The sequence below is a fragment of the uncultured Thiocystis sp. genome (assembly GCF_903866365.1).
Classification (GTDB): Bacteria; Pseudomonadota; Gammaproteobacteria; order Chromatiales; family Chromatiaceae; genus Chromatium.
Map to the genome: position 1 here is coordinate 1 of NZ_CAIPNF010000426.1, position 13,226 is coordinate 13,226.

Below are 13,226 nucleotides of genomic sequence, written 5' to 3' on the forward strand. Positions count from 1 at the left end.
GACCGGAGCGGCGTCGACCGGAGCGGCGTCGACCGGAGCGGCGTCGACCGGAGCGGCGTCGACCGGAGCGGCGTCGACCGGAGCTTCGGCGGCGGGAGCGGGTGCCGCAACCGGTGGCGGAGGCGGCTGAACCAGGGTAACGCTCCCGATCCGCGCGAGATTCGCGGACACCTGCTTTGGATTGAGTTGAACCTGGTCGCCAGCAAGTTGATCGGCGGAGAAGACGTAGATTGCCCCCAGGACAACTAACACGCCCACGCCACCAACGATCATCTTGCTGCTATCGATGTTCCCCAGCATGGCTCGCGCTTGCGCGAGTCCGGGCATGACTTCACTCATCGGACTGATCCTCTTGTTCGGATATCGAGTCTAAAAAATAAGAGATGACAGGTTAAGCCCATCTAGGCTGCCTGAACGAACGCATTGGTTCAAGCGAGAATGCCACATCAGGATCAAGCCGATAGACGCCTGCACCCCAAGCTCGTCATGGCAATCCCGCAACAGAAGAGCGTCAGTTAGCTCCTCCAGTCACAAGATAGCCTGCGTGTCCCGCATGAGCGCCTTCGTCGCCTGGCAAAAATTACCTTATTGAACAGTCAATAAGTCGCGATTACAACGTCTTGGCGATGCTTGCCACGAACAACCCAGGGGACAAGGCGGAGCTAACCGTCCACCCCGCTCCCCAAATTTTCCTTCCACGATCACGGGTTATTAAATCCTCAAGATTGATGGAGTCCGGGGACGGCTGGTTCCCTGGTGCGTTATATTTACCCGTTGTTTCGGGGCTTCGTCTCTCCAGGCCCGCGCCATGCGGTCGTATCTGATCCTACACGAAGCCTCGGTCGCATCGACCTTGCCCTGCAACGCCCCAGGCGTCCAGCCGAGCGTCCCTCAAGTATTCTACTGAAAAGACCGGAGAACAAACACGATGACCGATTACGTCCGCTGGCTGAGCGACCTTGGAATGGACGACGTACCCGTGGTGGGGGGCAAGAACGCCTCGCTGGGCGAGATGATCCAGAATCTGACCCATCTCGGGGTCCAGGTGCCTGGCGGTTTCGCGACCACGGCCGACGCCTACCGCGAATTCCTGGCCAAGGACGGCCTCGATGAGCGCATCCAGACCGTGCTCGACGCGCTCGATGTCGACGATCTCGCGGCGCTGGCCGAGGCCGGCCCACGGATCCGCGGCTGGATCATGGAGCAGCCCTTCCCCGCCGCGCTGGAAACCGCCATCGACACGGCGTATGCCAAGCTGACCGCCGAGGCCGGAACCGATGACGTCTCCTGGGCCGTGCGCTCCTCGGCGACCGCCGAGGATCTGCCGGACGCCTCCTTCGCCGGACAGCAGGAGACCTTCCTCAACGTCCACGGCATCGACCACATCAAGCACCGGATTCGCGAGGTCTTCGCCTCGCTGTTCAATGATCGCGCCATCTCCTATCGCGTCCATCAGGGTTTCGAGCACCGCAATGTCGCCCTCTCGGCCGGCATCCAGCGCATGGTGCGCAGCGATCTCGCCGCCTCCGGTGTCATGTTTACGCTCGACACCGAATCCGGCTTTCGCGACGCCGTCTTCATCACCTCCAGCTATGGTCTGGGCGAAATGGTGGTGCAGGGCGCGGTCAATCCGGACGAATTCTACGTCCACAAGCCGACGCTGGCCGCCGGGCGTCCCGCCATCCTGCGCCGCACCGTCGGCGACAAGGCGATCCGCATGGTCTACGCCGAGGAAGGCGCCGCCTCTCCGGTACGTACCGAGCCGGTGCCGGAGGCCGATCGCCCGCTGTTCAGCATCACCGACGCGGAAGTGATGGAACTGGCCAAACAGGCGATGCAGATCGAGCAGCACTACGGTCGCCCGATGGACATCGAGTGGGCCAAGGACGGGACTGATGGCAAGCTCTACGTGGTGCAGGCGCGTCCCGAGACGGTCCAGAGCCGCTCGGGCAACATCATCGAGCGCTATGTGCTGCGCGAGAAAGGGCCGGTGATGACCAGCGGTCGCAGTATCGGCAGCCGCATCGGCGCCGGCACCGCGCGGGTCGTCGCGAGCATCGCCGACATGAACCGGGTTCAACCGGGCGACGTGCTGATCACCGACATGACCGACCCCGATTGGGAGCCGATCATGAAGCGCGCGGCAGCGATCGTCACCAACCGTGGCGGGCGCACCTGTCACGCGGCGATCATCGCCCGCGAACTGGGCGTCCCGGCGGTCGTGGGCTGTAACAACGCCACCGAGGTGGTCAAGGAAGGCCAGCAGGTCACCGTAAGTTGCGCCGAGGGCGATACCGGTTACATCTACGACGGTAACCTGGCGTTCGACTACAAGACGATCGAACTCACGGCCATGCCGGAGATTCCGGTCAAGATCATGATGAACGTGGGCAACCCGGACCGTGCCTTCGCCTTCTCGGCCACGCCGAACGCCGGCATCGGTCTGGCGCGGCTGGAGTTCATCATCAACAACATGATCGGCATCCATCCCAAGGCGCTGCTGGAATTCGACCGCCTGCCCGCCGAGCTGAAGGCGCAGATCGCCCCGCGCATCGCCGCCTATGCCAGCCCGCGCGAGTTCTACATCGCCAAGCTGTCCGAGGGCATCTCCACCCTGGCCGCCGCCTTCGCGCCCAACACCGTGATCGTGCGCATGTCGGACTTTAAGTCCAACGAATACGCCAACCTGATCGGCGGCAAGCGTTACGAGCCGGAGGAAGAGAACCCCATGATCGGCTTCCGCGGCGCCGGCCGTTATGTCGCCGAGAGCTTCAAGGACTGCTTCGAACTGGAATGCGAGGCGCTCAAGCGGGTGCGCAACGACATGGGTCTGACCAATGTCGAGATCATGATTCCCTTCGTGCGCACGCTCAAACAGGCCAAGGCGGTGGTCGATGCCTTGGCGGCCCAGGGGTTGGAGCGCGGCAAGGACGGACTGCGCCTGATCATGATGTGCGAGCTGCCGTCCAACGCGGTGCTGGCGGACGAGTTCCTGGAGTATTTCGACGGCTTCTCGATCGGCTCCAACGACATGACACAGCTCACGCTTGGACTTGATCGCGATTCCAGTCTGGTCGCCGAGAGCTTCGACGAGCGCGATCCGGCGGTCAAAAAGATGCTGTCGATGGCCATCGCGGCCTGCCGCGCCAAGGGGAAGTATGTCGGCATCTGCGGACAGGGGCCGTCCGACCATAAAGACTTTGCGGATTGGCTGCTCAGAGAAGGCATCAGCAGTATCTCGCTGAATCCGGATACCGTGATCGATACCTGGATCTATCTGGCGGAGCAGGCGAAGACGCTCTGATCCAGTCCGTCTAAAGCGCATGAACCAAAAAATCCCCCGGATGGGGGATTTTTGCAATTGGTGCTTGTAGATAGATGGCCGCAACCGCTAGGTTTTGCCAGAATTCCGGCTGAACGAATCAAACCAGAGGTCTTCCATCCGCATTTCAATTCCCCGCGAACGCTTGAGCCTGTCTGGATTGCGCTTCCAGCGGATTGATCTGCCTTCGCTCATCCGGCCTTGCCCCGCCCGCCCTGCTGCCGAATCCAGCCGCCCAGCTCGACTCCGATATCGTGGGTGGTCATATTCGTTGAGACGCCGTCAGGCAGTAACGTCAAGTATTTGGCCTGTTTTCGGGCTGTGGATGACCGATGAACCGGCCTTTCATCCAGAGGCGCCGCATATTTCTTCACATCTTTGTTTGGCATAGTTCCAAGCAGAAAAACAGAGCGTCCCTTCGATAAACGGATCCGGCCCAAAACGGGTGTAAATCCTGTAAAGCTCATCTGCTTGCAGGCCGGATTTGTAGGCCGCGTGCAGATAGTCATCAACCATTTTCTGCGACATGTCGATGGCTTCCTCTGCCGTTTGATAGACGCCATGTTCGTAAGGTTTTTCGTCTTCATCCTGGTAGTGATAATTGTCGTCGACCAGTACGCGATAGCTCATCTCGCTTTCCTGTGTTGTATGGCTCTTGGCCTTTGGCAGTCGCTTGAATCTCAGAGCGGTGCCGTCATTGTCCCGCGCCCCGCCCGCTCTGCTGCCGGATCCAGCCGCCCAGTTCGACGCCGATGTCATGCGTGGCCTGGGCGGCGAACTCATAGCGGTTGACCGCGATCAGGCGGAAATCGTAGAGCAGGCGGGTCTGATAACGCAGCACCTCCAGCCGGACATTGATGCCCTGCAACAGCGCCAGTTTCTCGCGCGCGTATTTGGCGGCGATCAGTTGCTCCAGGATCTCGTAGAGGAGCGTGACGATGCGCTCGCCCAGCGCGAACTTGTGCTGGCGCGGCAGTTTGTTCAGGAGCGGCACATACCACTGGATGAAATCGTACATTTTCTGGATGATCGACAGTTTTTTGGTGGGCATCGACATGGGCGGGGCATTCAAAAAAATCGTCTGCGCTGACGCGCAGACGGAAGGAAAAAAGAAGAGAGAAGAGAGGATAAAGGGCCAAAGGGTTCAAGTGAAAAGGGTCAACGGAGTCCTGGCGAAACCACGCGCACGACCCGAAAGCCGAGGTAGTTATTGCGGACATCGGGCGAGTTGATGTAACGGGTGGCGGCCCGGCATTTGATCGCATTGAGGATCCACGAACCGCCGCGCAGCCCATAATAGGCGTTGCCACTGCTGTCTTTGTCACAACCCGTCGCCCAGGCGCTGCCGTCCGTCGGCGCGCCGGAATAGCTCTCATGATAGCAATCCTGCACCCACTCGAAGATATTGCCGTGCATGTCGTACAGCCCCCAGGGATTGGCCGGCGTCTGACCGACCGGATGGGTCTTCTCGTTGGAATTGTCATCAAACCAGGCGTATTGTCCCAGGTCATCCGCGCTGTCGCCGAACCAGTAGGCGGTGGTGGTGCCCGCCCGCGCGGCGTATTCCCACTCGGCCTCGCTCGGCAGGCGGTAGCAGCCGCTACAGCCTTCCTTCGTATTCAGGGCGCGGATGAAGGCTTGCGCGTCGTGCCAGGACACCTGCTCCACCGGGTTGGTGCGACGTCTCTTGAAGTTGGACGGATTGTTACCCATAACGCTCACCCACTGCTCCTGGGTCACCTCGGTCACGCCCAGATAGAAGGGCGTGTCGATGCGCACCCGATGTTGCGGCAACTCATTGTTCCCGCAGCTCTCGAAACTGGCATTGCAGCCCATCATGAAGGAACCGGCGGGGATGAGGGCGAACTCCATGCCAAGGTCGTTGGTGTAGGTGTCGGCGTCCTCAGCCAGCGCGGGCAGCGCGGTGGCGAGCAGGGACAGGGCGAGCAGGGTGTGACGCATGAGATGGATTCCTGTGGATTGAATAATCTCCCGACGCGACCGCGCCGGGAGGCCAAGTGTACCCAATGAAACGTCAGGGCAATCTTTGGCCGCAGGTGCTGGCGTTCGAGAATCTGCTGACCGCCGCGCCTGAGCAGCGCTGACGCGCTAAACTCGATGCTTCCCGTCACGCAAACGAAAGATCATACGATGCGCACCCATATCGTTTTGGATGAGGCACTGGTCGAAGAGGCCATGCGCTATGTCGAGGTCAAAAGCAAGCGCGAGCTGCTGGATCTCGCGCTGCGCGAGTTCATCGCCGCCCGCCGCCGCCCCGATCTCTCCGATCTCTTTGGCACCGTGGAGATCGATCCCGATTACGACTACAAGGCGCTGCGCCAGGAGCATCCCCGAGGTGTATCTGATCGATACCTCGGTGTGGATCGACAGCCTGCGGCAGCTCGATAATGCGCCGGTTCGCTTCTTCAAATCCATCGCTCACGCGCACGTCCGCCGACTCTCTCACCATAATGGCGAACCCAATGCCCGAAATCTGCCGCTTCTACGGAATCGTCATCAGGATGTACTTGATTGACCGTGAACATCCGCCGCCTCATATTCATATCAAGTACGGTGACCATCAGGCCGTGATGGAACTGGAGAACCTGAATCTGATCGACGGTCACTTACCGAGGAAATGCCGCCAACTCGTCCGGGAGTGGGCCGAGTTACATCAGGATGAGTTGACCGACATGTGGAAGACGCAACATTTCCATCCCATTCAGCCATTGGAGTGAGACTGATGAGGCTTCGGCACATTGAACACCGGGATGCGTACTGCTTTGCGCTTACCTTCGACAATGGCGACCGCCGAGAGGTCGATCTACAGGACTTGATCGGTCAGCATGTCGCATTGAGCGAGGTCCAGACCGCACGCATCGATCCGGAGTGGGGGTGTTTGGAGTTTCTGCATGGCCGTGTGGACATCGAACCCAAGACCCTGTACCGGTACGCGGGCTTTGTCGAAGACAAGCAGGCGGCTTGAGCCGAGTGGTTCAGTATCCGAGGCCGGCGGGCTAGTCGCCCAGGCGAACGTCCGCCGGTTCTCTCGCCTCGGGAGGATCGGGGGTTGTTAAACCGTGGTGCAAACGCGCATGAGCAGCCGGTCGCCGGGGCAAGGCAGGCTGGCGATCTCGATCTGATGCGTCGTTTTCGCGAGCGCGCCGAACGCGCCTTGCCCGGGCGTGTAACGCGCGTGGTGCTGTTCGGCTCACGCGGGCGACGCGATGCCAAACCCAATTCGGACTGGGACGTGGCGGTGTTCGTCGCCGGACGGGCGTCAAGCCGCGATACGCGGCAATTGGCGGATGCGGCGTATGACCTGATCGTCGATAGCGGCGAGACCATCCATCCGCTGGCGCTCTCCGAGGACGGGCACGGCGTGAGTCCGCTTCTGCTTGATCGCATCGCCGACGAGGGCGTGATCCTGTGACCACGACTGCAGACGAACATCGGGGCAAGGCGCGCCGCCTGTTGGAGCAGGCAAACCAGTTGAGCGCGGACGATGCCCCGGAGAGTGTGATCCATGCCACGCTTCGCGACACTGCTATTAAGTTAAGGATTTTCCGTTCGCCCTGAGCTTGTCGAAGGGTGAACGGAAAATCCTAAACCTCTGAGCTTAAAGCCGTTCATGGTTCGACAGGCTCACCACGAACGGCTTAACTTAATAACAGTGACGCTTCGCGAGGAAGCCGACAGCTTTCTGGCATTCTGCGAGACTCTGTCGCGTGCGTAGCCAATCGGGTCAACGCCCGCCAAACCGGATCGCCGAGCGGTCCATCACCCTGAAGGATGATTCATCATGCGTCAATCGGCATTCGCCGTCGTCCTGCTGGCGGCAAGCGTCCTGTCCGGCACCAGTCTGGCCTGCGGTTTCCAGGGGGCAACACCAGCCGCACCGACGGCTCGCAAGTCGATGGCACGGCGCGGGTATCGAGCAGTTGGAACAGCCAGACGACGTCGCCGCGCGGCGGCTTTTATACCCTGGAATTGGGCGACTCGGCCTGCGGCGAATCGGTGGAGTTGTATATCAATGGTCAGAGTCTGGGCCGCCACCGCCTGCCGAGTAGCGGCAACGTGAACGTGGATTTCGTCCTCAAGGGCAGTAGCGATACCCTGGTGCGTTAATCCCGGCCCGGAGCGCCATTCTGGCGGCGCTCCGGGCGCATTGGGATTATGGCTGTGCCGCCGCCGGTGGTGCTGGCGGGCGGGGCACCGTGTAAAGGTTATCCCCACCCTGCGCCTTGCCGGTTTGCGGGTTGATATAATGCAGGCGTTCCATGCCGCCCTCGCCTAAGCGGTGATCTTCCTTGGGGATGAGGGACACCGTGCCGATATGGTTCGGACTGTGATGCCATTCCAGTTCCACCTTGCTGCCATCTGGACGCAAGACATAGGGATTGCTGTAGCGACTCTTGTCGTTTTTTTGCGATGGCACGAATTGCCCCTGCATGTTGCCCTGTTCGCGAGCGAAACGCGCGGCGAGTTCGCTCTGTAACGGCGCGTTGTTCGCCAGTTCCTGATTGGCTTCGCGGCGGTAGCCCGTGCCCACCGAGGGACGCACCTTGACCATCGCCGCCAGATCCGACCCTGGCGGCCCGGCAATGGATTTTTTCTCGGAATCGGCCATGAGTTTTTTGTAGGGATCGGGCTGGCCTTTCAACACTTAGGCGTTGTAGTTGTCGCGGGTTTTTCGAGTTCAGCCTTGGACTGCGGCGCGCCGAAACGCTGGTCGGAAGATGATGGCGTGGCACTCACGCTTGTCGGCGTTTTGCCAGCGGATGTGGGTTTTTTCGGGGTTTTGACGGGCTTATCTGGTTTGAAAGTGGGTTTAACGCCCGATTTGGGCGTCGTGGTCGTTTTGCTCGACCGGTTGACCGGCTTGGTGGTGCTGCTGGATGTGGAGACAGCCGATTTATTGGGTGTTGTGATCCGGGTTGCCGAGGATGCACTGGCGCGGCTGCCGGCAAATGCGGCCCAAGCATCAGACGGAACGGTCAGGAGCAGACTGGCGGTCATAGCCAGCATGGATAAAACGAGCCGTAAGCAAACGCCGTTGTTCTTCATACGCAAGATCCGTGGCAGGTTGTCGGCGACGCAAGCGGCTGGAATCGCGGCAAACCCGTCTTTTCAGAGCGGGGGAGCGGCGTGTCGATTCTCTTCGTCCAGCCTTTTGATCGTGCTGATCGGCAGGTCGAGCTTCAAGCCATCGTCTGTCAACGGGATGAACCCGAAGCGCCGATAAAATGCCATAGATTCCGGTTTGCTGTCCATGATCGCACCTTGCACGCCGATCATGTCGGCGGCGCGGTTGTCAGCATCGACGACCGGGTAAATTGGCGCGGTTTAGGAACTAAAAAATGGGTGTAAATGGGCGTAATATTGGTTGATGCTGCACACCGACACCCTCCAGATCACCCCCGAGATCCTGAATCTCATCGCCAGGATCGACGAGTTCAAAGGTGCCTGGCGTGCTTTGGGTACGCTCGCGCCTGACCGTCTGTCAGCCCTGCGGCGGGTGGCCACCATCGAGAGCATCGGTTCTTCGACCCGAATCGAGGGTAGCAGGCTGTCTGATCGGGAAGTGGAACGGCTGTTGTCGAATCTGGAGATCCAGTCATTCGCCACCCGCGACGAACAGGAGGTCGCCGGTTACGCCGAGTTGATGGATCTGGTCTTTTCATCGTGGCAGGACATTCCGTTCACCGAGAACCACATCAAGCAGCTGCACCAGATCCTGCTGCGCCACAGCGAGAAGGACGCCCGGCATCGCGGCCACTACAAGACCCACGCGAACAGCATCGCCGCCTTCGATGAAACCGGGGCGCAGATCGGTATCGTGTTCCAGACGGCCTCGCCCTTCGATACGCCCCGCCTGATCACCGATCTGGTGGCCTGGATGAATCAGGCGCGCGAAACCGCTCGACTGCATCCGCTGCTGACCATCGCCATCTGTGTCGTCGTCTTTCTGGAAATCCATCCCTTTCAGGACGGTAACGGGCGGCTCTCACGGGTACTGACCACACTCCTGCTGCTGCAAGCCGGCTATGCCTATGTGCCGTACAGTTCGCTGGAAAGCGTGATTGAGCAGAGCAAGGAAGCCTACTATCTTGCGCTGCGCCAGACCCAGGGCACGATCCGCACGGCGTCGCCGAACTGGCAGCCGTGGCTGGAGTTCTTCCTGCGCTCCCTGTCAGAGCAGGTCCGGCGGCTGGAGAAGAAGGTCGAGCGCGAGAAGATCGTGCTGGCGACCATGCCTGAATTGCAGATCGAGATCGTTGAGTTTGCCCGCGAGCACGGCCGCATCACCATGGGCGAGGCCATCAAGCTGACCGGCGCCAGCCGCAACACGATCAAGCAACACTTCCGCACCCTGGTCGAACGCGGAACGCTGAATCGGCACGGCAGTGGCCGTGGGGTTTGGTACGATCTGCGCTGAATGATACATCGTCTTCACCAGGTACTGGTCAACAACTGTCATGCCGCCATCATCGCGCGCGAACTGGGCGTCCCCGCCGTCGTCGGCGGCAACGATGCGACCGATAAGCCTGACCAATGTCGAGATCATGATCCCCTTCGTGCGCACGCTCGGACAGGCCAAGGCGGTCGTCGAGGCCCTAGCGGCGCGGCAAGGACGGGCTGCGTCTGATCATGATGTGCGAGCTGCCGTCCAACGCGGTGCTGGCGGACGAGTTCCTGGAGTATTTCGACGGCTTCTCGATCGGCTCCAACGACATGACTCAGCTCACGCTTGGGCTCGACCGCGATTCCAGTCTGGTCGCCGAGAGTTTCGACGAGCGCGATCCGGCCGTGAAGAAAATGCTGTCAATGGCCATCGCGGCCTGCCGCGCCAAGGGCAAGTATGTCGGGATCTGCGGACAGGGTCCGTCCGACCATAAGGACTTTGCCGATTGGCTGCTCAGGGAGGGAATCAGCAGTATCTCGCTGAATCCGGATACCGTGATCGATACCTGGATCTATCTGGCCGAGCAGGCCAAAACCCTCTGACCATCGAAAATCCCCCGCTGGGGGATTTTTTCTGTCCGGACATCAGCCAGCGATGCCTTCGGCACGCGCCTTGGCAATGAGTCCGTCGGCAATGGTCAGCAATTCCGGCAATGCCTTGACCTCGCGTCCAAGCACGGCATAGCGCCCAGCAACCGTGATCGTCGGCACGGCGTCGATGCGATAGCGGCCGACCAGATAATCGCTCCGACTCAGCTTGGTCTGGACATCGAAGGAGTCGAAGGCATCCGAGAATGCCTTTGAATCCACGCCATGTTCGACCACCCAATCCAGGATCGCGGGTTTCGTGAAAAGCCGAAGCCGCTGCTTGTGCAATGCGTCGAAAACGGACTGATCCAGCCGTTCCAGGTCGCCCGTGCTCTCCAGCGCATAGTAAAACTGCGCCAGACTCGACCAGGCGGCACGACCGAAGCTTACCGGCACCCGGCGAAAGGACACGTCCGCAGCCAGTCCTTTCGACCAAGAATTGACGATGAGATTGAGATCGCTGCAATGCGGACAGCCATAGGAAAAAAATTCCAGTACCTCAATTTTTCCCGGAGTATCGCTGGGCTGAGGTGGATCGATCAGGCGCCAGTCGCGCCCTTCGAGCAGATCCGCCAATGCGGGCGACAACATGGATGCACCTAGAATGCCCCCCAAGGCACTCAAGATGGATCGATTGAAACGGCGACGACTCAACAGCATCGGGAATCTCCAGGACAGAAATTTCAACAAGGCCCCGAGTATACTTCGGATAGTTTCATTCCAAGCATTCAGGTCATCTCACATGCCCCAATATCGCTCACGCACCACGACCCATGGCCGCAACATGGCCGGCGCCCGCGCACTCTGGCGCGCGACCGGCATGACGGACGCGGACTTCGAGAAACCGATCATCGCGGTGGTCAACTCGTTCACGCAGTTTGTTCCCGGCCATGTCCATCTCAAGGATCTGGGCCAACTGGTCGCGCGCGAAATCGAGGCGGCCGGCGGCGTGGCCAAGGAATTCAATACCATCGCGGTGGATGACGGTATCGCCATGGGTCATCAGGGGATGCTCTATTCGCTGCCGTCGCGGGAGATCATCGCGGATTCTGTCGAGTACATGGCCAACGCGCATTGTGCGGACGCGCTCGTCTGTATTTCCAACTGCGACAAGATTACCCCCGGCATGCTGATGGCCGCGCTGCGTCTCAATATTCCAGCCGTGTTCGTGTCGGGCGGTCCCATGGAGGCGGGCAAGATTTTGCGCGCCGATGGCGAGCATCATCTCGATCTGGTCGACGCCATGATCGCCGGCGCCAATCCCAATGAAACAGACGAGACCGTGGCGCAACTGGAGCGCTCCGCCTGCCCCACCTGCGGCTCCTGTTCCGGTATGTTCACGGCCAACTCCATGAACTGTCTGACCGAAGCCTTGGGTCTCAGTCTGCCGGGCAACGGCTCCTTGCTGGCCACGCATGCCAGTCGCAAGGATCTGTTCCTGGAGGCCGGACGGCTGATCGTCGAACTGGCGCGACGCTACTACGAGCAGGACGATGCCAGCGCCCTTCCGCGCTCGATCGCGACCTTTGACGCCTTTGAAAACGCGATGAGCCTGGATATCGCCATGGGCGGTTCCACCAACACGGTTCTGCATCTGCTCGCCGCGGCCCATGAAGGCGAGGTGAACTTCACCATGACGGACATCGACCGTCTGAGCCGTAAGGTGCCGAATCTGTGCAAGGTCGCGCCATCCACGCAGAAGTACCACATGGAGGACGTCCACCGGGCCGGCGGCGTGATCGGCATCCTTGGCGAACTGGATCGTGCCGGACTGCTCCACCGCGATTGCCTGACCGTGCACAGCCGCACCTTGGGCGAGGCGATCGCGCACTGGGATGTGGCGATCAGCCAGGAGGAAAAGGCGCGTCAACGCTATCTGGCGGCTCCGGGCGGCATCCCGACCCAGGTCGCGTTCAGTCAGAACGCCCTGTGGTCCGATCTGGATCTGGATCGCGCGGATGGCTGTATCCGGGATCTGGAGCACGCCTACAGCCGCGACGGCGGACTCGCCATCCTGTTCGGCAACCTGGCCGAGGATGGCTGTATCGTTAAAACCGCAGGCGTGGACGCGGCCAACCTCAGCTTCAGCGGTCCGGCACGGATCTTCGAGAGTCAGGAAGACGCCGTGACGGCCATCCTGGCAGACCAGATCAAACCGGGCGACGTCGTCGTGATTCGTTACGAGGGACCAAAAGGCGGTCCGGGCATGCAGGAGATGCTTTATCCAACCAGTTATCTCAAATCCAAGGGACTGGGCAAGGCGTGCGCATTGATCACCGATGGCCGTTTTTCGGGCGGCACCTCTGGGCTATCCATCGGACATGTCTCACCAGAGGCCGCCGAAGGCGGTCTGATTGGATTGGTGCGGGAGGGCGATCTCATCGAGATCGAGATCCCGACGCGACGCATAGAGGTTATCGTCCCTGAGACCACGCTTGCGCAACGTCGCACCGCCATGGACGCAAAAGGGATTGACGCCTGGAAGCCGCTTGAGCGTCGGCGCGAGATTTCATCCGCCTTGAAGGCGTATGCCGCGCTGACGACCAGCGCCGCCCATGGCGCGGTTCGAGACGTTTCGCAGCTCATGACCGTCTGATCCGGAGCTGCCAGCTTCCAGCCACCAGGGATCCTGTGCCGACCGGCGCGGACCTGTCGTCAGGGCGATCGGCCCTGACGGCTCAAACCCAGAGCGGGTCTGTCGAGGCCGAGCGGCGGCGGATCGCGTCTGGGTGGTTATGCTTTTCGTGTGCGCAAAGCAACACCCCCGTCCTTTGGCAAAGACGGGGGTGTTGGGGAGAGGGCCCTGGCGGTAACCTACGTTCGCATGGGGAGGCCCCACACTAGCATCGGC

At 60.7% G+C, this 13,226-nt stretch carries 15 protein-coding genes and 2 pseudogenes; 11 read left to right on the forward strand and 6 right to left on the reverse strand.

Going from position 1 to position 13,226, the window contains the following annotated elements; genetic code table 11:
* Window positions 1-339 (reverse strand): hypothetical protein (locus QZY07_RS23365; protein WP_295408139.1); only part of this gene is annotated, 339 nt, incomplete at its 3' end.
* A gap of 589 nt (window positions 340-928) precedes the next feature.
* On the opposite strand from QZY07_RS23365, the gene ppsA reads away from it, so the two are divergent.
* A complete protein-coding gene (gene ppsA, locus QZY07_RS23370; RefSeq protein WP_295408141.1) occupies window positions 929-3,304 on the forward strand; it encodes a phosphoenolpyruvate synthase in 2,376 nt (791 codons plus the stop codon).
* 363 nt (window positions 3,305-3,667) lie between these two features.
* Here ppsA and QZY07_RS23375 read toward each other — a convergent pair whose 3' ends face one another.
* The 3 genes from QZY07_RS23375 to QZY07_RS23385 all read right to left on the reverse strand — a co-directional run bounded on the left by QZY07_RS23375 (window position 3,668) and on the right by QZY07_RS23385 (window position 5,284).
* Window positions 3,668-3,952 carry a hypothetical protein gene (locus QZY07_RS23375; protein WP_295408143.1) on the reverse strand — a complete coding sequence of 95 codons (285 nt, stop codon included), beginning with the start codon at window positions 3,950-3,952 and terminating at the stop codon, window positions 3,668-3,670.
* Between the two features lie 64 nt (window positions 3,953-4,016).
* Window positions 4,017-4,379 (reverse strand): diversity-generating retroelement protein Avd, encoded by a 363-nt coding sequence (gene avd / locus QZY07_RS23380; RefSeq protein WP_295408145.1) that lies wholly within the window; start codon window positions 4,377-4,379, stop codon window positions 4,017-4,019.
* A gap of 101 nt (window positions 4,380-4,480) precedes the next feature.
* Entirely contained in the window at window positions 4,481-5,284 is an 804-nt protein-coding gene (locus QZY07_RS23385; protein WP_295408147.1) for a formylglycine-generating enzyme family protein, read from the reverse strand.
* 189 nt (window positions 5,285-5,473) lie between these two features.
* On the opposite strand from QZY07_RS23385, the gene QZY07_RS23390 reads away from it, so the two are divergent.
* The 5 genes from QZY07_RS23390 (at window position 5,474) to QZY07_RS23410 (ending at window position 7,450) form a co-directional block, all read left to right on the forward strand.
* Complete coding sequence (locus QZY07_RS23390; RefSeq protein ID WP_295408149.1) at window positions 5,474-5,731, forward strand: type II toxin-antitoxin system VapB family antitoxin; 258 nt, start codon at window positions 5,474-5,476, stop codon at window positions 5,729-5,731.
* A gap of 74 nt (window positions 5,732-5,805) precedes the next feature.
* Complete coding sequence (locus QZY07_RS23395) at window positions 5,806-6,060, forward strand: DUF4160 domain-containing protein (protein WP_295408151.1); 255 nt, start codon at window positions 5,806-5,808, stop codon at window positions 6,058-6,060.
* 5 nt (window positions 6,061-6,065) lie between these two features.
* Entirely contained in the window at window positions 6,066-6,308 is a 243-nt protein-coding gene (locus tag QZY07_RS23400) for a DUF2442 domain-containing protein (RefSeq protein ID WP_295408153.1), read from the forward strand.
* 84 nt (window positions 6,309-6,392) lie between these two features.
* Complete coding sequence (locus tag QZY07_RS23405) at window positions 6,393-6,755, forward strand: nucleotidyltransferase domain-containing protein (protein ID WP_295408155.1); 363 nt, start codon at window positions 6,393-6,395, stop codon at window positions 6,753-6,755.
* Between the two features lie 359 nt (window positions 6,756-7,114).
* Complete coding sequence (locus tag QZY07_RS23410) at window positions 7,115-7,450, forward strand: hypothetical protein (RefSeq protein WP_295408156.1); 336 nt, start codon at window positions 7,115-7,117, stop codon at window positions 7,448-7,450.
* Between the two features lie 46 nt (window positions 7,451-7,496).
* On the opposite strand, the gene QZY07_RS23415 is transcribed toward QZY07_RS23410, so the two are convergent.
* The gene (locus tag QZY07_RS23415; protein WP_295408158.1) at window positions 7,497-7,985 is read right to left on the reverse strand and encodes a hypothetical protein; all 489 of its coding nucleotides are present in this window, start codon (window positions 7,983-7,985) and stop codon (window positions 7,497-7,499) included.
* 42 nt (window positions 7,986-8,027) lie between these two features.
* Between QZY07_RS23415 and QZY07_RS23420 the strand changes: the two genes are divergently transcribed.
* The 4 genes and pseudogenes from QZY07_RS23420 to QZY07_RS23430 form a co-directional block, all read left to right on the forward strand.
* Window positions 8,028-8,567 carry a hypothetical protein gene (locus tag QZY07_RS23420; RefSeq protein WP_295408160.1) on the forward strand — a complete coding sequence of 180 codons (540 nt, stop codon included), beginning with the start codon at window positions 8,028-8,030 and terminating at the stop codon, window positions 8,565-8,567.
* Between the two features lie 144 nt (window positions 8,568-8,711).
* Window positions 8,712-9,761: a DUF977 family protein gene (locus tag QZY07_RS23425; protein ID WP_295408162.1), complete on the forward strand. Its 1,050-nt coding sequence runs from the start codon at window positions 8,712-8,714 to the stop codon at window positions 9,759-9,761.
* A pseudogene (locus QZY07_RS27585) lies at window positions 9,762-9,833 on the forward strand (hypothetical protein); the annotation flags it as partial.
* Window positions 9,834-9,864: 31 nt separating this feature from the next.
* Window positions 9,865-10,330: pseudogene (locus QZY07_RS23430) on the forward strand (putative PEP-binding protein); the annotation flags it as partial.
* 42 nt (window positions 10,331-10,372) lie between these two features.
* Here the strand turns inward: QZY07_RS23430 and QZY07_RS23435 are convergent.
* Complete coding sequence (locus tag QZY07_RS23435; protein ID WP_363184752.1) at window positions 10,373-10,966, reverse strand: thiol:disulfide interchange protein DsbA/DsbL; 594 nt, start codon at window positions 10,964-10,966, stop codon at window positions 10,373-10,375.
* Between the two features lie 151 nt (window positions 10,967-11,117).
* Here QZY07_RS23435 and ilvD point away from each other — a divergent pair, with 151 nt between their 5' ends.
* Entirely contained in the window at window positions 11,118-12,971 is a 1,854-nt protein-coding gene (ilvD, locus tag QZY07_RS23440) for a dihydroxy-acid dehydratase (protein WP_295408166.1), read from the forward strand.
* Window positions 12,972-13,226: the final 255 nt, after the last annotated feature.